The organism is Pseudomonas sp. GNP013, assembly GCF_054343995.1.
In genome coordinates, this window is record NZ_JBTGUT010000001.1 from 3,919,436 (window position 1) to 3,939,033 (window position 19,598).

Here is a 19,598-nt window from a genome sequence, read left to right on the forward strand (position 1 = left end):
TTATTTCAGGCGTATCGAGTGAATAGACTCAGGTGCTCAACTGGTCTATTCAGGTTCACATCATGCCTACTGATTTATCCGCAGCCCCGTTCCAGGGCCGCCATGTCGAGCTGATCCAAAACGCACTGCCCGCGTGGATAAAAAACACTAATCCGGCCCGTATCCAAACCCTCCAGCGCGATGGCCTCGGAACGCCGGTGCCCTACCCCAGGGCCTCGCCCGCACAGCATCAAGCGCTCAAGACCGCCGTTGCCGAGCATTGGCAGGCCCAGACGGCGCTGGATAAACGCCTCGGCCCGCTGAACGACCTGCGCGCCTTTGCCGAGTCGTTGCTCAAGGGCGCGCTGCTGCCCCACTACGGCGAAGTGGATGTGCGCAACACCTCGCTGCGCGTCTATGTGGACGCGCCTGTGGCCTGGTGGTCAATCAACCTCAAGGGCGGTGTACAAAGCAAGACCCTGTCATTGCTGGACATGGCCCTGCATAACTTCGCCGCCGACGACCGCTTCGTCGACCATGCCTTCATGGGGCCGGAAGATGCCCGGGGCCAGCGCCAGATCCTCTCGATCCGGCATCAGAGCACTGCGCAAAAACTCACGGTCGATAACTTCAAGGCGATCTGCCGCGCGTTGGATATCGGCGCGAGTTACCAGGCCGAACTAAGGACTGTTCTGGGCTTCGATCAACCGGCAGTGGCCAGCGTGGTGCGCGCTGAAGTGGTCAGCCAGCTCAAGGCGGACCTGCGCAGCAGCGCGCACCTGGGCCTGCACAGCGATCATTTGCCGGCCGATACGCATCACGCGCTGCTGGGCTTTATCGACAACCCGGCCAACCTAACACTCGATGGCCAGCGTTTGCGCTGCTACTCGCTGAGCGTGGCCGGCAGCCCATTGGCCGGGGTCATGCTGTTCACCAGCAACCCGGAGCAGCGCCAAGCCCACGGGCGCGTCATCGCCTGGGTGCCCCAGGACCCCGAACACCCGCTCAAGCAATACGCCTCGCCCAAGGCCTTTGTCGAAACGCTGACGCGGCAGTTACGCAGCGGACCCGACTACCCGGTATTTTTCAGCCAATTCGTGGCACACGCCGAGCGCGGTGCCTTCTTCGCGCAGGTGAAAGCAGGTAGCAACCTGAAGTTCAGCCTGCTGGACATCACCCAGGACACCGCCCACCGCGCGGACGACCCGAAGAAGGACAATCCCTGGCACTACCTGTACCGGGTCAAGCTGAACAAGATCGTCAATGACGCCCGCGAACTGGCGGTGTCTACTGCCTACGTCGACCGGCTGGCGCGCTGGGCGTGGTGGGACAACCTGGAGAAAATCCTCTCGGATGTGCTCAACGCGGCGCTGTTCGTGGCCACGCCCTTTGTGCCGGTGCTGGGCCAGATGATGCTGGTCTACAGCGTGTATCAACTCTGCGACGAAGCATTCGAAGGCCTGCTCGATTGGGCCCAGGGCCGGGGCGCGGAGGCTGCCGAACACCTGTTGGGGGTGGCGGAAAGCCTGGTGCAGTTCGCGGTGTTCGCCGGTGCCGGCAAGGTCGGCGAAGTGATCCGCCCGAAACTCTCGGCGTTTGTCGAGGGCATGCATCCGGTGCCATCGACCGGGGGCGAGCTCAAGCTGTGGAACCCGGACCTCGCACCCTACGCCCACCCCGCAGACAGCTCGACAGAGGGGCTGCGCGCCTTGCAGGACCGTCACTACAGGGTGCGCCACGACGCCGAGGCGAATGAGCATCGCATCGTGCACCCCACACGCCCGGACGCCTACCAGCCGCGCGTCGTGTTCAATGCCGACGGCGCCTTCGTGCATGAAGGCGAGCAGCCGCAACGCTGGGACAGCCAGACGCTGATGCGGCGCCTGGGGCCACGGGTCAAGGGCTTCAGCGACCAGCAACTGGAAGACCTGCGCATCGCCAGCGGCACCGATGAAGGCACCCTGCGCGGCCTGTACCGCTACAACGAACCGACGCCGCCGCTGTTGGCCGCCAGCCTGGAGCGTCTTGAAGCTCAGGTGTTTCCCGAGGCCGTCAGCCGTAAGGTGCGTGCCGGTGAACCACTGCCCAACGGGCCATCGTCGGACTGGTTCCCACAACTCATCACCGAACTGCCGGGTTGGCCCCGGGACAAGGCGCTCAGCGTGTACCTGGACGGCGACCCGTCCGGCGCCGCCCTGACCTTCGGCAATGCCGAGGCTACCGAGGCCGATACGCTGACGCTCAGCCAGTCCCAGGCGCTGTCCGGCAACTTGCCGGATCGGGTACTGGCCTACCTCGATGAAGACGCAGTCGGCACCTTGCTCGCTGGCGACATTGCGCCACAGCATCAGGTGCAAGCCTTGCGTGATCAACTCGCCGACCGGGTGCTACACAATGCTCCCGAGATCACCGACAAAATCTATCAAAGCTGGCAACTCACCGACGACCCGAGCCTTGTTACCTTGCGCGAACCCTTCGACTACCTGGATTCCAATACCGCGCGCACCCTGCTCGCCAGCGCCACCCCGCCCGAGCGCGAAGCACTCAGCCAGCAGCAATTGCCGCTGCGCCTGCGCAATCAGGCACGGGAACTGGCGTTTGCCAACGAATCGGCGCGGGCCTACCAAGGGTTTGACCAGCCCGCACCATTGCCACTGGCGTCCGAGCGCCTGGCGCTCAATGCCCTTAAGGTCCACAGCGACACGTTTGGCAAGATGCGCCTGGAAATTCGCGAGCAGTCGGCCACTGGCAAGGTGCTCTGTGCAGTCGGACCGCTGTCGGCCGAGACGCGCATATTGGTGCGCAATGCACGGGGTTATCTCTTCGTCGATCCCGCCAACCCGCAAGCCGCCACGCGCACCTCGCTGTACCGGGCGATCCTGCAGGCGCTGCCATCCGAGCAGCGCAATGCGCTGGGCTTTGAGCTGGGCGAAGGGCGCGCGCTCAAACAATGGATCAAGCAGCGTGTGGCCTCCCTGGCCGAGCGCCGGGTAGTCCTCGCCGAACCGCCGGTGCCCGTTGTCCAGACGCGCGAAACCGGTGAGTTACTCGGTGGTCCCGTGCTCAGTCGCTGCACCGGCGCAACCGCGCAAACCCGACTTGAGCACGCACGGCAGACCTTGCAATTGCTGTTCCCGAGCATGACCGAGGAACGCGTGAGCCTGTTCCTGGAGGAGGTTCCGGAGTTTGACCTGAGCGACACGCTCAAAGCCCTTGAAGCAGAAAAGCAGTTGCTGCATGTCGAGCTGCAAAACTGGAAAGACACCTTCACGCTTAACATCGACAGCCTGAACGCGGACCTCAATATTCGTACGTCCAAGAAGCTGGTTGCGCAACTGCTCGAGCGCTGCTGGGCTGATCGGTTCGCCGACTACACCGACGGTTGGGGCCATGTGCAAAAAGGCGCCGTGCTGCGTTTCAACCACCTGCCCTTGCCGCCCAGGCTGCCCACCCTGAGTGCCAGTTTCGAACACGTCACGGTGTTGGAGGCCACCCACTGCGAATTCGGCGATGCCCACAGTGACTTCCTCAAACATCTGCCCTCGTTGCGTGGGCTCAACCTGGCGAACAACCGTCTTACGCGGGTGCCCAAGGCGTTGCGAAACATGCGTTTCCTGCGCGACCTGAAACTCTCTGGCAATCGCATGGCGCTAAACGACGACGAGCTCGCACAGTTGAAAACCATGAAGCACCTCAAAAGCCTGGACCTGAGCAACAACCCTTTGCAACAGGCACCGGACATCAGCAGGATGCCCGGACTGCGCATGCTGGCCCTCTCCAACACACAGGTGGACAACTGGCCCAGTGGGCTGTTTGCGCATCCGCGCGGCGATGAGTTCATCCTTGAACTGCACGGCACGCGCATCAACCACCTGCCCGAGGTTGCAGAGGGCTCGGCCCAGGCCAGGCTCGTGGCGCGCACACGCCTGGACCGGCGCACCCTCAACGAGGAGTCACGCGAGCGTTACGAAACCTACCGCAATGACGCAGGCCTTGACCCCAACCGCACCTATGAGCCGCGTGGTTCCAACGCGTTCTGGCTCGAAGGCATGGAGGCCTCCAAACGCAGCGAGTCGCAAGCCTTATGGACAGCATTGGAGCGCGAGCACGGCTCTCAGGGTTTTTTCGAAGTGATCGAGGCGTTGCAGCTCGAGCGTCAATTCGAAAACGACGGTGACCAGCGTCGCTACACCGCTAATCGCCCGCTGCTCACCCAACAGGTTTGGCGCGTGCTGCTGGCGGCCCATGAGGACAGCCCGTTACGTGAGCGACTGTTCAAGATGGCCAGCTTCCCCGGCTTGTGCCCGGATGCCGGGGCGCAGATTTTCAACGAGATGGGGGTCGAGGTGATGGTCAGCGAAATCTACCGTAACGCGCCCACCAGCGCCGAACTCGAAGCGCAACTGGTCACCCTGGCCAAAGGCAGCGCCCGCCTGAAGCACCTGACAAAGGTCGTTGGTCAGGACATCGCCTGGCGCTTGAAGCCAAAGGATCAGGGCGGCCTGGGCCAGCGATTCAGCTCGGATGTACGCGCCGGAGTGCCCGGCAAGATCGATGAAGTGGACGTTCACCTGGCGTATCAGACTTCACTGGCTGATCGCCTCGACCTGCCCTGGGTGAGTGATCACATGCTCTACCGGGTAACCGCCCATGTCAGCCCGGAACGGATCGAGCAGGCGTTTACCTCGGTGATGGCCCTGGGCGAAGGCGACGGCCTGGTCAATCAGATGCTGCTCGAACCCTGGTGGGAGCAGCACTTGCGTGATGCCTACGACAGCCAATGCAGCGACAACGAGCGCGAGTATGGCGAGCGCTTTCTGGCGCTCGATGACTTGCAGACCGAGCAGGCACAATGGGCCGGCGCCGACACCCTGGAGGCCTCCGAACGCGATCGCCTGCGCGAGCGCCTCAAAACCCTGGCCGACGCGGTGCAGGCCCCCGAAAGCGTGGTATTGACCGATGCCCCCATAAACGACGATCTGTACAACCGCTTGCTCAACGACCTGGGCTACAACCAACAGGAATGGATGCGCCGCCTGACCCGCGCCGCGTTGACAGCCGCCGCCGATCGTACCAATCGCCCACGATAGGCCAATTGCCTGCTCGAGACGCAGCTTTGCATGGGGATTTCGCGGTAACCACCCTTGGCGTCGTAGACCCTCTCAAGGAGGTCGACCTTGACGAAAGCGGTGGACCACCTGCTTGAGATAGCTGCTTTGTCCGGCATCCAGGCAGTCGTAGACCCTTCCCACATGGATCTGCGGGCTGGCCTGGGTAACAACAGGGCGTCGCCGAGCATCCAGAGAAGTGTCGATGCAAACCCTTAAGGTGGAAGGGGGGAGCACCTGCTCCCCCCGATGGATCTGCGCTGTTATCTCAAGGCACGCCCATGACCAGCACACCAGTGCCGCTGGTGGCGCCGGCGGTCGGCACGGAACCGTTGCGCCGCACCAGGGCGAAGGTCACATCGTCACCACCGACGCTGTTGGTGATATGGGTCAGGAACGAGCCGTTCACCGGGACTGCACTGCCAGCACGGACCATGGCGGTGCCCACGTTCGGGTTGCTCATCAGCAACAGGCGCGAATCGAACGAAGAGGAAGTGCCCTTGTAGGTAATGGTGATGGGCGAGTTCACTCCGCCGTCCGGGCAGGCGTAGGTGAGCCTGCGGTTGCTGACAATGGTGGTGGACAGCGGATCGGTCCCGATGGCGCGCTGCGGGACGTTGCCGAAGTTGATCTCGATCGGGGCGTTGTTGTTGATGGTGCAGGTGGACGGCGAGATGTCGAAGTTGTTGGCCGCGGTGTAGAGGACGCTCAATTGCGGCTGACTGGAATCCCAATTGTTCGAACTGGTGAGACGCAACATGCCGAGGTTATCACCGACGCGCACGTTGATCGGGTTGGCCGGAAAGTTACGCACCAGAATATAAGGGCTGACGTTGATCGGATACGTCTGTTTGTCATTGGGCAGGGTCGCGACCAGGATGCCCGATGGGACCGGGGAGTTAAAGAACCCGCCGTTGATACGCAGTCCCGTGCCATGGCCGGTGAACTTGGGACCGGGGGTCCACGGCGCGCCCGATGAATTGCCCGTCCGCCAATAGTCCTGGCCCCAGGCGGGACCCTGTCCAGGGGAGTATCGGCATTCCAGCCGTGCGCCTTCGAGCAGGATGCGCGTGCGGTCGGCGCTGAGGGTGACCGCCACCGGAACCTGCATGTTCGGGTTACCCGTAAACCAGGCGCCGCCATTGATCCGACAATCGACGGCCTGTGCGGTCGTGCTGATGCCCACCAGGAGCAGAAGCACGAGGGCGCTTTTGAGTGTTTTCATTTTCATTTCTCGTTGCTTACTCAACCCGGTACGGTCAGCGCAAACATTTCGCTTGCTGAGCCTGCCAGGAAGAGACAGGGTTATGAGTTCAAGTGCTTCAGGGCACGCCCATCACCAGCACACCACTGCCGCTGATGGCGCCCGCTGTGGGTATCGAGCCGTCGCGGCGCACCAGCGAGAACGTGACGTCATCGCCGCCGACACTGTTGGTGATGCGCGTGTGAAACAAGCCGTTGACCGGGACGGGAGTCCCCGCGTGGACCATGGCAGTGCCAACGTCCGGGTTGCTCATCAGCAGCAGGCGCGAATCGAACGACGAGCGGGTGCCCCGGTAAGTAATGGTGATGGGCGAGTTGATCCCACCGTCCGGACAGGAATAGGTCAACCGGCGGTTGCTGACAGTGGTGCTTGTCAACGGATCGGTACCGATCGAGCGCTGGTGCACGGTCCCGAAATCGACCGTAATCGCGTTGTTATTGTTGATGGTGCAGGTTGACGGCGAGACCTCGAAATTGTTGGCGGCGCTGTAAGTCACGGTAAGTAGCGCCACCTGGGAGTCGTAATTGTTTGTTGCGGTGAGACGCAACAGGCCGAGGTTGTCCCCGATGCGAACATTGATCGGGTTGGTCGGGCTGTTGCGCATCACGATATAGGGCGTGATGTTGATCGGATAACCCACACCGTTGTTAGGCATCGTGGCCAGATGAATACCGCTCGGAACCGGCGTGTTGTAGAACGACGCATTGATGCGTAATCCGGTTCCTTCTCCGGCAAATTTGGGCCCGGGCGACCAGGGCGTGCCTGCCACACTGCCCGAGCGCCAGTAGTCCTGGCCCCATGCCGGGCCACCAGGGGTAAAGCGGCATTCGAGCCTGGCGCCTTCCATCAGGATCCGCGTGCGGTCGGAGCTCAGAGTAACCGTCACGGGCACCTGCAGGTCGGGGTTGCCGTTGACCCAGGGTCCGCCATTGACCCGGCAATCCACAGCCTGCGCGGTGGTCGTAACGCCAATCAGTGCCAGGAGCACAATGACTGCGTGCATCTGCTTCATCTTGATCTCTCTTTATTCTTCGACCCAGGCAGGCCGCGGGAGCTAGGGGTAGTCCAGGGTAAACGTGGACGTCACGGTGTACGCGCCATGCCCGATGGTCTGGTCGCTGATAGCCTTGGGCTCACCCTGCACGTAGGCCTTCAGTTCGATCACATTGGCGCCGTTGGTCAGCACCTGTTCGTCGCTGGTGGCGTTCAATGGCAGTGGCTTGCTGGCCGGTGTCTCAAGGCCCACGCCGATACCCGACGCCCCGCTGCCACTGTCCAGTGCAAGCAACCCGGGCAGCTCGCGGTTTTCCCGGCCGCCGAAGGTGATGGTGACCGTGTTGCCGACGCTGGTGTCGCAGTCCTCCAGGTGCAGCCTGAAGCCCTTCCCCACCGAACGCGTGTTGAGGTAGAGGTACTTGCTGGTCAGGTCCCAGAGTTCCAGGGAGATCGCCTCGTCGCCGGGGCGGATCGTGCAGGCCTCTTCCACCAGGTTGCCCTTGAAGCTGAGGTTGTCTGCTGCCTGCGCCGTGGGCAACAGGCCGCACGCGAGCAGCAGCGCCAGCCCAGCCTTTTCAACAATTGGATGTCGCATAGACCCACTCCTACTCGTATTCGGCCAACAGCGTGGCCACCGCCGTAAACCTGGCGGGTGCCAGAATCGCGCCGGGCTGCTGTACCGGGACGACTTCAAGAGTCGGCGGCGATGACAGGCTGATGTCCATCGGCGCATTCAGCGCAAACGGCTGGTTGTTCTGGAACACCCGAATACCCAGGGCCGGCACATTGGTCTGCACCGCCGCCGTATCAAACCCGGTGGGTGTGCCCTTGATGCTCAAGCGCAGTTCCCAGGGCAGCGTGTCAGTGCCGCAACTGATGGTGTAGCCGAGCCCGCGGCGGTATTTCACGCCGTCGATGCGCTTGATCCCGACATCGCCAAAATCGACCTCAATGGTGTTGCCCGCATCGATGGTGCATGGCGGCGGCTCGTTGAGCGTTCCGCTGAACGTCAAGTTGGCCGAGGCGCCATTGCACAGGCCGACAGTGCACAGGGCGAGCAAGGCTCGCGGCGGCCAACCAGTCATGGATCGTTTTTCTTTTTGCGTACTCATTGGTAATCCACCACCAGTGTGGCGGCGGCATCGAATGCGCCGCCCGTGAGTCGGCTGCCCGCGCGTTTGACAGGCACCGCCTGCACCTGCGGGAAGTTGGGGTGGGTGAAATTCACCCGGGTATTCAACGGCCAGTCGCCGCCATTGACGAACAGCTTGACCCCAAGATCCGCCTTGCGGGTCGAGAGCACGCGTGTGTCGAACGCGGCCCCGGAGCCCTTGAGTTCCAGGGTCAGCGCATTGCTGAACGGCGAGTCGCAGGTGACGGTGTACGGCACGTTGCGCCGGTAATTCACGCCGTCCACCCGTGAGGTTTGCAGGTCATTGCCGAACGGCACATCCAGCGTGCCGCCGCCATTGATCACGCACGGCGGCGGCGCGATGATCGTTGCGCGGATGATCAGGTTGGTGTCGGCTTGCACACCCTGGCTGACTGCCCACAGCAGGCAGCCTCCCGCCAGCATGGCGCCAGCGCCGGTTAACTTAGCCATTGTTCTGCCCTTACTCATAATTGAGCCTGAAATCCACTACAGCCCTGAACGCGCCGCTGCTCAACGGCGCAGCGGTTCGCGTTGGCCGAACCTGCCAGGTGCGCGTGCTGTTACCCATCGGCAGTAACAAGGGTTCACCCCGTTGCCCCAATTGCACATCGCGGCCCAGCGCATCGGTCAATTGCAGGCCCATTCCGCTGATGCCCTGCACCTTGACCAGGCGTGGATCATCGGCATCGGCGGGCGCAACGAACGCCACCGACACCACCGGTTGAAAAGCGCTCCAGGTCAGGTTGCCGGTTCGTTCACTGCGGATGCTGCCTTCGCGGCGCTGGCAATCCAGGAACCGCAGTTGAAAGGCCTTGGCGGGCGCTTGATCGCCAGGCCGCTGCAACTGGCTGGTCGACACCGCGCCCAGGTCGACCGTCTGGTGCATCGAGCTCATCTCCAGACTGCAAGGGGCCTCGTGCATGGACCCGAGAATGTTCAACATCCCGTGCATGCCCTCGACATCCTCGGCCTGCGCGCCTCCCGCAAAGGCCAGTAACAGCCCGCCCAGCACCTTGATACGTTGCGACTTCATGACGTTCTCCAGCGGCAGGCATTACTGAGTGGGCGTTGACGCTTGCACGTCGACCGTGCACGTGTTGCCGGTGCAGGTGAAGGCCAGCACCGGGCGGCCGCCGTAGTCATTCACATAGGCCAGGTAAGGCGCATTGCCCAGCGACTGAGCCGTCGGCCCCAGGGTCAGTGCGCCTTTTGGCGGCACCATCAGCGGCTCGAAACCGGGCAGGGTTTTACCCTCCTTGGTGCTGCGTGCATCCACCAGCGTCACGTAATACGGCGTCGGGTTGTTGACCTTGTAATGCTCGCCTTCGCGGGTCAGGGTCAGCTTTTGCTGCCAGGGGTTGGACAAGTCCTGCTGGCTGGGCGTGATCGCTTGCGGCCGGTAGAACAGCTTGATCCGGGTCTGCAGGGCGATCTGCAGGGTGTTGGCCTTTTCGCTGCGTGGCGGAATCTCGCGCAGGTTGAAGTAGTAGACCGTCTCGCGGTCCTGCGGCAGCAATTTGGCCGCCGGCAGCGCCTGCACTTTCACCTGGCTCTGCTTGCCCGGTTCCAGGCGTTGCACCGGTGGCAGCACGATCAGCGGCGAGGTGATCTTGTTACCGCGCTCATCTTCGATCCAGCCCTGGGCCAGGTAGGGCAGCTGGGTATTATTGTTGGTGATATTGACGCTGGTGGCCTCCTTGCCGCCGTCGAAAATCACGCGGGTGCGGTCCAGGCCAACGGCGGCGAAGGCGCTGTTGCTCAAGGCCAGTAACGCCAGGGCCAGCAGGGTGAAACGCGTAGTGAGCATCATGTGGCGGTGTTCTCCATGTCGAGGTGCTTCCCGGGCAGCGCGGCTGGCTCGGGCGAGGATTGTTCAGCGGCTACCGGGCGGCAGCCGAGTGGCAGGGCATCGGTCAAACCATCGTCGGGCAGGACGTCGGGCAGCGTGAGGATGCAGCGCTCGCGTCCGCCCCAACTGACGATCATCAACTCCCCGAGCTGGATGCCGCTGAGGTAGACATTGCCGTCGTCATTGACGATGCCGGTGTCCTGCTGCTTGACGTTTTTTACCGTGGCGCCGAACGGCGGTGCGCTGCCATCGGCCAGGCGTAACACTGCCATCGCCTTGGCTCCGGCAATCACGTCCAGGGATCGGTAGCCGATGGCCCCTTCGGTAAGCGTCAGTTGAGTGACCGACTGCATGGCTTCGACGTTGCTCGGCAAGCGTTCGAGATCGACACTCACCGCCGTGCGCTGATAGCTGCTGATATCGGAAATCACTGCTTTGCCGAACGCATTGCTGCGCGTCGGCGAGCCGTAGCCGCGCACCGGTACATCGGGCACACCACCGGTGTCGACCATCAGCCGCGTGCCGCCGGTGCTGCCGGTACGGTGCAGCGCAGCGCCCTGTGCCGTGAGCGTGCCACCGCCGCGAGCCGATACGCTGAGGGTGCGGTAATCGCCTTCCTGCGTGCTGGCGCTGAGGTCGATGTCGGCCTGATCGCCCGTGTGGCTCAGGTACGCACTGGCCGAACGGTTGCTGGCACTCAACTGGTAGCTGTTGCGCTCGTCGAGGCGGTCGCTGTAGCGCGATGAAAAGGTGTTGCTGCCACCCGCCCGGCTGGAATCCAGCGACAGGGTGCCGGTGCGCCCCAGCGGCAGGCTCACCGTGAGCGCCATGCCGTTGTCCTGGTGCTGGTATTCCTGGCTGCGGTACAGGTTCAGCGACAGGCTCATGTTCTTGACGCTGCCCACGTTGAAGTAGCGCGACAGCGACAGGTTCCAGCGCTGGGTGTCCGGCCGGCTCCAGTAGGTCTGCTTGTTGTAGCTGGCATAGACCGTAGCGCCAAGATCACGAAACTGCTTGTTGACCGTGACCGTGTACAGCGCCTTGCTGCCGCCGATCGGCTTCCAGCTCTCGACGTATTCACCGTGTTCGTTGAGTGTGCCGCGTCCGCCTGCGCGCTCGCCGTTCAACCCGTAATGGCGGGCGTCCAGGTATTCGCTCATGCTCAGGAAGTTCTTCTCGGAGAAGCGGTAACCGGCGAACGTCACCTGGCTGTCGTACTCCTCGAAGTTCTTGGAATATTGCAGGCGGTAGGATTTGCCCGTCAGCGTATCGCCCCAGAGTTGGGTGTGAGACTGCGTGACGTCCACCGACACAGCGCCGAAGGCCAGCAGGTCGCGACCGGCCCCGACGGACAGCGCGCGATAATTGTTGTCCGTCATGCCGCCGCCAAACAGCGACCAGCCGTTGCTGACGCCCCAGGAGAATTCCCCGGTGCCGAACATGTTGCCGTCAGAGCCGTAATGAAGGTTGGTCGGTCGCCCGGCCGCCAGCTTGTACCGCACCTGCCCGGGCCGCGTCAGGTAAGGCACGCCGGCGGTATCGACCTTGAAGTTGTGCACAGAACCGTCCTGCTCTTCAACCCGCACATCCAGCGAACCCGTCACCGCATCGTGAAGATCCTGGATACGAAACGGGCCGGCGGCCACCAGGGTTTCATAGAGCACGCGGCCCTTCTGGCTGATGATGACCTTGGCATTGGTCTTGGCCACCCCGACCACTTCGGGGGCATAACCGCGCAGGTTTGGCGGCAACTGACTCTGATCCGAATTGAGCGACGCCCCGGTAAAGCGGAAGCTGTCGAACAGGTCCGAATACAGGTAGTCCTCGCCCACCACCAGGCGCGCCTTCAGTGCAGGAATGGCGCGATACGCGTAGAAACGACTCCACTCCAGCGTCTGATTGCCATACGCGCCTTCGTTGGCGCGCTCGACCCGACCCTGCCAATCGGCGCGCACGCGCCAGGCCCCGGCATTGGCGCCGACGGTACCGTTGCCACTCAGGTTGTTTCGGGTGCCGTCGTTTCTCCGGTAGTTGGACTGTGCCGTCAGGTTGTAGTCCACCAACAGCCCTGGAACGCCTTCGTCCCAACGCGCGGGCGGGTCCCAGTTGATGGTGCTGTACTCAAGGTAGGCATGGGGCAAACTGATGCTCAGCGTGGAGGTGGCCAGGTCGCCACTGACTTCCATACCGGGCAGGCTTTGCGGATCCAGGCACTCGCCGCCTTTCCACCAGGTGAACTTGGCCACTGCGGCCGCTTTGAGGCCCAACTGCTCGACAAGGCTTGCGGATAAACAGGCCTGGCTTCCCTTCGGATCATCATCCGGTGCATGGAACGTCACCGATTGCTCAGGAATAGACTGGCCATTCAACTGCACGACCATCGGGTAGGTACCCGGCAGGATAAACCCGCTGCGTGCAAACCGAGACAAGTCGATATTGGTGCGATCACTCAGATCAAGAACGTCGGTATTGAACTCGATGTCCCCAGCCCCGAGCGCTGTTCCTGCCAGTGTCATCAACCCGCCAAAGAGACTGGGGCGAAGCGTATTTCTGACCTTCGACGTATTCCACATGCAAGCAACCCATCATTCTTCAAAAGTATTCCAACTTGAACCGCACAGCGGCACGATGAGGCCCGACAACTATCGGGCGCCCGTTACCCACCAGACGAAGCGTGAAGTGCAGGGTCATGTCGCCCTCAACCAAGGGTTTGCGCGGCATGGCTTCACCTGGAACGCTGCCGTGGCCGTCCGCATCGGTGATATCCAGCGCAACGCCCTGGGATTCGCCAAACAACGCAAAGGAGCGCCCGTCCATGTCGCTGGCACCGTCGAACATCACACGCAGGTGCTCCCAATCCGGCAGGCTCCCGCCGGGGCGGAATGGATCGGGGCGACTCAACGAACAATTGACCAGGCGCAGCTCGAAGGGATGAGGGTCCCCCTGCGTATTGCGTAACAGGCGACCGACAGGCTCAGGCGGCATTTCAATGGTTTGATCACGACTGGCCAGTTCCAGCCCGCAGGCCGAGTCCATCACCTGCCCCCCCAATGTGACGATCCCTTCGCCCTGGGACGCTGCGATGCCAAGGCTGGTGAAACTCATCAGGGAGCAGGCGACAGCGAGACTTATGAATGTTTTCACCTTTATCTCCCGCCAGATTCCCCCGCCGCACCCGGTGCGGCGGGGGAACAGACTTACTGGTAAGCCAGGGTGAAGTTGGTGACGGCGCTGAAATCACCCGGAATGATCGGGTCGGTGGCGGCGCCTTTCACGTAGGCACCGAATTCCAGGGTGTTGTCACCCGTGCTGATGATCTGCGGCGCAGTAGGCTTGCCCAGCTCAACCAGGCTGCCGCCGTGGCTCATCATGATGCCCACGCCGCCGGCGCTGCCGACGGTACCGATCGCACCCGGTACGACAGTCGACGGTGCTGCGGTGAAGGTGGTGGTTACGGTGTTGTCGGTGAGGCCGGACAAGTCGCAGCCTTCGAGTTTGATCAGGACTTGCCGAGGGTTGGATTGACCTCCCGACTGCAACTGATGCTTGGCGATGGCGCCCAGCGGAATGGTTTGATCGACGGACTCAGGCTTGATGGAGCAGGCGCCCGAATGCACTGAACCGGTGAACGTTACTGTTCCGTCAGCCGCCTGAACAGACGCCGAACCTGCCAACAAACCGATAGCCAACAGCGCGGTTTTCATTTTGGTTTTCATATTGCACATATCCATCTAATAAAAATGCCAGTAAGAGAGCCCGGCCCCGCTGCCCGCGAACTACGGGCGTTGAGGACCAGTGACACGGAAAGGCTTCCGTGTTTTTCCAACAAGTTGCATTGACAACAGGACGCTCGATTAGCGCCGGAGAAGTATCCCGAGTTACTTGTGCGAAGTAAGCAGGCGCTTTCGCTTACTCGAGTAGTCGAAAGTCAATACAACTTATGGGAAAAAACTGGCACTTTGCCAAAACTTTGAATTCGACTGTAAGAAATGGACTACTTGAAGTTTTCGAGAACTATTAGTGTCTATCAGCGACTGTAAGAACGGTATTACAAGTTGCACTAAGATGAACTAAACAACGCGTATCCAGATATGAACGCGCCTAGAAGGCTGCGTGACCGTCCGTCAGCACGGCTTGCTTCCGCTTCAAGATATATCTTAAGTTGTATCTAACCATGACGGAGAGCAGACACATGAAAGAGCATCATCATCATCCCCACCACGACAGCCGCGACGGCTTTGAAAGACGTCCTGGCCGCGAACGCGGGGGCCGAGGCCCGCGCGTGTTTGCACCGGGTGACCTGAAATTGCTGCTGCCGGCGCTGATCGCCGAGCAGCCGTGCCACGGCTACGACCTGATCCGCCGCATCGAGGGCCTGTTCGACGGTGCCTACAGCCCGAGCCCCGGCGTGATCTACCCGACCCTGACCTTTCTCGAAGAGAGCGAATTGATCAGCGGCGACGCCGATGGCGGGAAAAAACGCTACACAATCACCGACGCCGGTCGTCTCTTCATAAGCGAGCAGGCGGTGGCCCTGGACGGGGTGCGCATGCGCATCGACGTGAGCAAGCGCTCGCTGCGTGGCCAGGACCGCCCGCCGCAGATCCACGAGGCGGTGCACAACGTGCGTCATGCCCTGCACTCACACCACGGGCGCTGGAGCCCGGAAGAAATCGAACGTGTCGCGGCGCTGCTCAATCGCACCGCGCAAGCCATTGCCGACGGGAAGGACCAATGAATACCCAAGCCATCCATCGCGTGACCCATGAAATCAAACGCCGTCGCCTCGAGGTGCTGCGCGTGGTCGACATCACCCCGCGCATGCGCCGCATCACCCTCGGCGGGCCCGAGCTGGCGGGTTTCGTAAGCCTGGGCAGCGACGATCACATCAAACTGCTGTTTGCGCAGAACGCCGCCGAACAGGCCGCACTGGAAAGCCCGACGTTCAGCGTCAAGGGCGACGGCCCGCAACCGGCCATGCGCGACTACACGCCACGGCGCATTGACCTGGACATTGGTGAATTGGATATCGACTTCGTACTGCACGGCGATGGCCCTGCGTCCACCTGGGCCGAGCAGGTCAAGGTCGGCCAGCACCTGCATATCGGCGGGCCACGGGGTTCGATGATCGTGCCGGATATCTTCGACAGCTACCTGCTGATCGGCGATGAAACTGCGCTGCCGGCCATTGGCCGACGCCTTGAAGAACTGCCGGCCGGGCGCCAGGTGCTGGCGGTGATTGAAATCGAGAATGAAGCGGAGCAGCAGGCCCTGCAGAGTGCGGCGGACGTACGAGTGATCTGGGTCATACGTGGCCGCGATGACTTGTTGGATACGGTGCAGCAGCTGACGCTGCCGGATGGCTCGCTGTACTGCTTCGTCGCCACGGAATCCAGACTATCGCGCCAGCTGCGCCGCGTGCTGCTGGACACACATCAGGTCAACGAAGAGTTCCTCAAGGCCGCCGGCTACTGGCGCGCGGAAGGCAGCGACGAAGCCTGAGCCAGCCCCTGTGAAAGACTCGACATGTCATTGTGTGGCGAGCGGACTGGCCCTAATGCCGTTCAGTTAAGGAAATTTTGTAGGCTTATTGTGGCGAGCGGGCTTGCCCCGCGTTGGGGTGCGAAGCGCCCCCAATCGAGCAAAACGCGGTGTACCTGATACGGATCAGCGCCTGGCTTTGGGGCTGCTGCGCAGCCCAACGCAGGACAAGCCTGCTCGCCACAGGGGAGCTGCGCTTAACTGAACGGCATTAGGGCTTGCCACAACAAGCCCGCGCATCACAACACGCTGGTTGCCTGAGATAGCGCCTGCTGCTCCCCATCAGTTCGCGCAAGTCTTCGCATACTTGCCCAGCCCCACCATGACCAGCGCGACCAACACAAACCCCACCAGAATGCCTGCGGCATTCACAAACACCTGTGGATAACCCAGCGTGCCCACGTCGATGAACGGGTACTGATACTGTCCCAGCAAATCCCCGCGCAGCAGCACATAGCCGAAGTACACCAGCGGGTAGATCACCCACCCCGCAATGTGCTTGAAACGCAATGAGTCCTTGGGCACGCAGCGCCACCAGTAGATGAAGAACAGCAGCGGCATCACGTCGTGCAGCAGTTCATCGGCAATGAACTGAAAGCCTTGCGGGCTCCATAAATGCCGCAATAGCAGGTTGTAAGCCAGGCTCACGAAGACGATGCTCACGGCGACCCCACTGCTGACCCTGGGCGCCAGGAAAAAACCTTTGGCGGCGCCACTCCGAGGTACCAGCGCATAGCTCAGCACCACCACCGCCAGGGTATTGGTGAGCACCGTGAAGAAACTGAAAAAATTGACCAGCCCACCCAACAGGCTGGCGCCGGTCTCCCAGCGCGAATGGAAAATCAGGTACTGCTGAATCGCCAGCCCCACCCACCCGGCCAGCGCCGCCGCCGCAATGAAACGCTTCATCGGCTCAATCCAGCGGGCGTTTGGTGCGCATCAGTTTGACGTACAACCCTTCGACTTTCTCCCGCGCCCACGGCGTTTTACGCAGGAACGTCAGGCTCGACTTGATGCTCGGGTCACTCTTGAAACAGCGCACATCGATGCGTTCGGCAAGGCCCGACCATTCGTAGTGTTCCACCAGGGTAGTGAGGACGTGTTGCAGGGTCACGCCATGCAGAGGGTCGTTGTGTGTTGCGGTCATGCGGGGCCTATCAGGGAAATGATCACGAGGGTGTACACCTTACCACCGCGCCGATCCAGGTAAAAAAGTTCCCCTTCCCGGCGAAAAAAGAGATGTTATATTGTAACTACAAATATCAAACGTTTTACCAAGGAATGTACGATGTCTCTCTGCTCTTTGTGGCGCCTGACCCCACTCGCTGCCGCCCTGTTGATCTGCTCCGAAGCCCACGCCCTCGAACTGCAACCCCAGGTCATCACCGGCAACCCGCTGGGCAGCCAACAGCTCGCCTCGCCCACCACCGTGCTCGAAGGCGACGATTTGACCCTGCAACAAAAAGGCAGCCTTGGCGAAACCCTGAACAAGCAGCCGGGCGTATCGTCTTCGTACTTCGGCCCGGGCGCCAGTCGGCCGATCATCCGCGGCCAGGACGGCGACCGCATTCGCATCCTGCGCAACGGCGTGGGCGCGCTGGATGCCTCGTCGCTGTCCTACGACCACGCGGTGCCGCTGGACCCGGTCAATGTCGAGCGCGTGGAAATCGTGCGCGGCCCGGCGGCGCTGTTGTATGGCGGCAGCGCCATCGGCGGCGTGGTCAACACCTTCGACAATCGCATCCCCACCGAAGCCATCGAAGGCATCCACGGTGCCGGCGAGTTGCGCTACGGCGGCGCCGACACCACCCGCAGCAGCGCAGGCAAACTGGAAGCCGGCAACGGCGCCTTCGCGCTGCACCTGGACGCCAACGCACGAGAATTCGACGACCTGAAGATCCCCGGTTTCGCACGCAGCCGACACGCGCCGGTCAGCGAGGACGGCCCTGGCAAAGACGGGCGACTGGGCAACAGCGACGGGCGCCAGGACGGCGGTGCCGTAGGCGCCTCCTACACCTGGGACGACGGGTATGCCGGGCTGTCCTACAGCACTTACGACGCCAATTACGGCTCGCCGGCCGAACAGGCGGTGCGTATCCGCATGCAGCAGGACCACTACGCTTTCGCCTCCGAGATCCGCAACCTGCAAGGCCCGTTTACCTCGGTAAAACTCGACGCGGGCTACACCGACTACGAGCACCGCGAAATCGAGGGCGGCGAGACCGGCACGATCTTCAAGAACAAGGGCTACGAGGCCCGCGTCGAAGCGCGCCACCAGCCCATCGGCCCGCTCGACGGCGTGGTTGGTGCCCAGGTAACGCGCAACGAATTCTCGGCATTGGGCGAAGAAGCCTTCGTGCCACAGACCGACACCAATGCCGCCGCGCTGTTTATTCTCGAAGAGCTGCAGGCCACCGAGCGCCTGAAACTCAGCCTCGGCGGGCGCCTGGAACACAGCAGCGTCGACCCCGATGCCAAGGGCAACGCCCGCTTTGCCGCAGCCGACAACCGCAATGATTTCACCGCCGGCAGCCTGTCGTCGGGCGCGGTGTACAGGCTGACCCCCATCTGGTCGGTGGCCGCCACCCTGGGCTACACCGAGCGCGCGCCGACCTTCTACGAGCTGTACGCCAACGGCGCGCACGTCGCCACCGGCACCTATGAACTGGGCGACGCCAACCTGAAGAAAGAAAAAGCGGTGTCCAGCGACCTCGCCCTGCGCTTCGACAACGGCACCCACAAGGGCAGCTTCGGTGTGTTCTACAGCCACTTCTCCAATTACATCGGCCTGCTGGGCACCGGTCGCACTTTGAACGACGAAGGCGAAGCCGACCCGAGCGGCATTCCCGAGTACACCTACTCCGGCGTGCGTGCCCGTTTCGCCGGCTTCGAAGCCCAGGATCACTGGAAGCTCGGCGAAAGCGCCTACGGCAAGTTCGCTCTGGAACTGTCGGGCGATTACACCCGAGCCACCAACCTCGACACCGGCGAAGCCCTGCCGCGCATTGCGCCATTACGCATGAGCAGCGGCCTGCTGTGGGAACTGGACCGCTGGCAGGCACGCATCGACGTGGAACATGCCGCCGGCCAGGGCCGCGTGCCGGACAACGAAAGCGGCACCGACGGCTATACCACCCTGGGCGCCAGCGCCGGTTACCACTTCAACATGGGCGGCAGCCAATGGCTGGCGTTCGTCAACGGTGAAAACCTGACCAACCAGACCGTGCGCTACGCCAGCTCGATCCTGCGCGACATCGCCCCGGCGCCGGGGCGCAGCGTGCAGGTCGGCGTGCGCACCACCTTCTAACGTCCGCACCGCAGGTCCCCCTGCAGGAGGGGGCTTGCTCCCGATAGCGGTGGGTCAGTGACATATATATCAACTGGCCCACCGCTATCGGGAGCAAGCCCCCTCCCACATGAGCCTGCTATCCCCTTCAGTTTTTGCCGCGACATTCAGTCACTGTTACCAAATCTGAAATGATGCATCTTGCGATTTACGCTTTCTCAAAACGCCCCGCCGCATTATCCTTCGCAACAATCTGAAACGCTTCACCTCCCGGTCGTCCCCTTTCGCCGAAAGCCCCCAAGCATAAAGACAGCGCTGTCTTAAACCGGCCTGCGTCTGGGGAATCTATCGTCCGGCTGTGGATAAGCCTCGCGTTCCCCAGAAATAGAAAAAAACCCTGAACCAAGCCCGCGTCGAATCGT

16 protein-coding genes are annotated in these 19,598 nt (G+C 62.1%); 4 read left to right on the top strand and 12 right to left on the bottom strand.

Annotated features, from left to right (window positions below; translation table 11 throughout):
* Window positions 1-62: 62 nt before the first annotated feature.
* Entirely contained in the window at window positions 63-5,069 is a 5,007-nt protein-coding gene (locus tag ACXX81_RS17240) for an NEL-type E3 ubiquitin ligase domain-containing protein (protein WP_458572106.1), read from the top strand.
* Between the two features lie 286 nt (window positions 5,070-5,355).
* Here the strand turns inward: ACXX81_RS17240 and ACXX81_RS17245 are convergent, their stop codons facing one another.
* The 10 genes from ACXX81_RS17245 to ACXX81_RS17290 all read right to left on the bottom strand — a co-directional run bounded on the left by ACXX81_RS17245 (window position 5,356) and on the right by ACXX81_RS17290 (window position 14,065).
* Window positions 5,356-6,318 (bottom strand): fimbrial protein, encoded by a 963-nt coding sequence (locus ACXX81_RS17245; RefSeq protein WP_209989163.1) that lies wholly within the window; start codon window positions 6,316-6,318, stop codon window positions 5,356-5,358.
* A 91-nt stretch (window positions 6,319-6,409) separates the two neighbouring features.
* Complete coding sequence (locus ACXX81_RS17250) at window positions 6,410-7,363, bottom strand: fimbrial protein (protein ID WP_458572107.1); 954 nt, start codon at window positions 7,361-7,363, stop codon at window positions 6,410-6,412.
* Window positions 7,364-7,405: 42 nt separating this feature from the next.
* The gene (locus ACXX81_RS17255; RefSeq protein ID WP_209989157.1) at window positions 7,406-7,942 is read right to left on the bottom strand and encodes a fimbrial protein; all 537 of its coding nucleotides are present in this window, start codon (window positions 7,940-7,942) and stop codon (window positions 7,406-7,408) included.
* Window positions 7,943-7,952: 10 nt separating this feature from the next.
* A complete protein-coding gene (locus ACXX81_RS17260; protein ID WP_209989154.1) occupies window positions 7,953-8,432 on the bottom strand; it encodes a fimbrial protein in 480 nt (159 codons plus the stop codon).
* A gap of 23 nt (window positions 8,433-8,455) precedes the next feature.
* Window positions 8,456-8,950, bottom strand: coding sequence for a fimbrial protein (locus ACXX81_RS17265; RefSeq protein ID WP_209989150.1), 495 nt, complete (start codon window positions 8,948-8,950; stop codon window positions 8,456-8,458).
* A gap of 10 nt (window positions 8,951-8,960) precedes the next feature.
* A complete protein-coding gene (locus tag ACXX81_RS17270; protein WP_209989145.1) occupies window positions 8,961-9,533 on the bottom strand; it encodes a fimbrial protein in 573 nt (190 codons plus the stop codon).
* A 21-nt stretch (window positions 9,534-9,554) separates the two neighbouring features.
* On the bottom strand, window positions 9,555-10,310 hold the full coding sequence (locus ACXX81_RS17275; protein WP_209989142.1) for a fimbria/pilus periplasmic chaperone: 756 nt from the start codon (window positions 10,308-10,310) through the stop codon (window positions 9,555-9,557).
* A complete protein-coding gene (locus tag ACXX81_RS17280; RefSeq protein ID WP_209989140.1) occupies window positions 10,307-12,922 on the bottom strand; it encodes an outer membrane usher protein in 2,616 nt (871 codons plus the stop codon). The genes ACXX81_RS17275 and ACXX81_RS17280 overlap by 4 nt, the downstream gene beginning before the upstream one ends.
* A gap of 19 nt (window positions 12,923-12,941) precedes the next feature.
* Complete coding sequence (locus tag ACXX81_RS17285; RefSeq protein ID WP_209989137.1) at window positions 12,942-13,493, bottom strand: fimbrial protein; 552 nt, start codon at window positions 13,491-13,493, stop codon at window positions 12,942-12,944.
* Between the two features lie 53 nt (window positions 13,494-13,546).
* Window positions 13,547-14,065 carry a fimbrial protein gene (locus tag ACXX81_RS17290; protein WP_209989134.1) on the bottom strand — a complete coding sequence of 173 codons (519 nt, stop codon included), beginning with the start codon at window positions 14,063-14,065 and terminating at the stop codon, window positions 13,547-13,549.
* Between the two features lie 476 nt (window positions 14,066-14,541).
* Between ACXX81_RS17290 and ACXX81_RS17295 the strand changes: the two genes are divergently transcribed.
* Window positions 14,542-15,087 (top strand): PadR family transcriptional regulator, encoded by a 546-nt coding sequence (locus tag ACXX81_RS17295; protein ID WP_209989132.1) that lies wholly within the window; start codon window positions 14,542-14,544, stop codon window positions 15,085-15,087.
* Entirely contained in the window at window positions 15,084-15,851 is a 768-nt protein-coding gene (locus ACXX81_RS17300) for a siderophore-interacting protein (protein ID WP_231423666.1), read from the top strand. The genes ACXX81_RS17295 and ACXX81_RS17300 overlap by 4 nt, the downstream gene beginning before the upstream one ends.
* 321 nt (window positions 15,852-16,172) lie before the next feature.
* On the opposite strand, the gene ACXX81_RS17305 is transcribed toward ACXX81_RS17300, so the two are convergent.
* A complete protein-coding gene (locus ACXX81_RS17305; RefSeq protein WP_458572108.1) occupies window positions 16,173-16,799 on the bottom strand; it encodes a Pr6Pr family membrane protein in 627 nt (208 codons plus the stop codon).
* 4 nt (window positions 16,800-16,803) lie between these two features.
* A complete protein-coding gene (locus tag ACXX81_RS17310) occupies window positions 16,804-17,037 on the bottom strand; it encodes a VF530 family protein (RefSeq protein WP_015371321.1) in 234 nt (77 codons plus the stop codon).
* A gap of 141 nt (window positions 17,038-17,178) precedes the next feature.
* Between ACXX81_RS17310 and ACXX81_RS17315 the strand changes: the two genes are divergently transcribed.
* Complete coding sequence (locus ACXX81_RS17315) at window positions 17,179-19,197, top strand: TonB-dependent receptor (RefSeq protein ID WP_458572109.1); 2,019 nt, start codon at window positions 17,179-17,181, stop codon at window positions 19,195-19,197.
* Window positions 19,198-19,598: the final 401 nt, after the last annotated feature.

What these genes read in the sequence shown, in the direction of transcription:
- ACXX81_RS17240 (WP_458572106.1), top strand. Translation starts at nt 63, where the DNA reads ATGCCTACTGATTTATCCGCAGCCCCGTTCCAGGGCCGCCATGTCGAG.
- ACXX81_RS17305 (WP_458572108.1), bottom strand. Translation starts at nt 16,799, where the DNA reads ATGAAGCGTTTCATTGCGGCGGCGGCGCTGGCCGGGTGGGTGGGGCTG.
- ACXX81_RS17255 (WP_209989157.1), bottom strand. Translation starts at nt 7,942, where the DNA reads ATGCGACATCCAATTGTTGAAAAGGCTGGGCTGGCGCTGCTGCTCGCG.
- ACXX81_RS17280 (WP_209989140.1), bottom strand. Translation starts at nt 12,922, where the DNA reads ATGTGGAATACGTCGAAGGTCAGAAATACGCTTCGCCCCAGTCTCTTT.
- ACXX81_RS17315 (WP_458572109.1), top strand. Translation starts at nt 17,179, where the DNA reads ATGTCTCTCTGCTCTTTGTGGCGCCTGACCCCACTCGCTGCCGCCCTG.
- ACXX81_RS17275 (WP_209989142.1), bottom strand. Translation starts at nt 10,310, where the DNA reads ATGATGCTCACTACGCGTTTCACCCTGCTGGCCCTGGCGTTACTGGCC.
- ACXX81_RS17265 (WP_209989150.1), bottom strand. Translation starts at nt 8,950, where the DNA reads ATGGCTAAGTTAACCGGCGCTGGCGCCATGCTGGCGGGAGGCTGCCTG.
- ACXX81_RS17245 (WP_209989163.1), bottom strand. Translation starts at nt 6,318, where the DNA reads ATGAAAATGAAAACACTCAAAAGCGCCCTCGTGCTTCTGCTCCTGGTG.
- ACXX81_RS17310 (WP_015371321.1), bottom strand. Translation starts at nt 17,037, where the DNA reads ATGACCGCAACACACAACGACCCTCTGCATGGCGTGACCCTGCAACAC.
- ACXX81_RS17260 (WP_209989154.1), bottom strand. Translation starts at nt 8,432, where the DNA reads ATGACTGGTTGGCCGCCGCGAGCCTTGCTCGCCCTGTGCACTGTCGGC.
- ACXX81_RS17290 (WP_209989134.1), bottom strand. Translation starts at nt 14,065, where the DNA reads ATGAAAACCAAAATGAAAACCGCGCTGTTGGCTATCGGTTTGTTGGCA.
- ACXX81_RS17250 (WP_458572107.1), bottom strand. Translation starts at nt 7,363, where the DNA reads ATGAAGCAGATGCACGCAGTCATTGTGCTCCTGGCACTGATTGGCGTT.
- ACXX81_RS17300 (WP_231423666.1), top strand. Translation starts at nt 15,084, where the DNA reads ATGAATACCCAAGCCATCCATCGCGTGACCCATGAAATCAAACGCCGT.
- ACXX81_RS17295 (WP_209989132.1), top strand. Translation starts at nt 14,542, where the DNA reads ATGAAAGAGCATCATCATCATCCCCACCACGACAGCCGCGACGGCTTT.
- ACXX81_RS17270 (WP_209989145.1), bottom strand. Translation starts at nt 9,533, where the DNA reads ATGAAGTCGCAACGTATCAAGGTGCTGGGCGGGCTGTTACTGGCCTTT.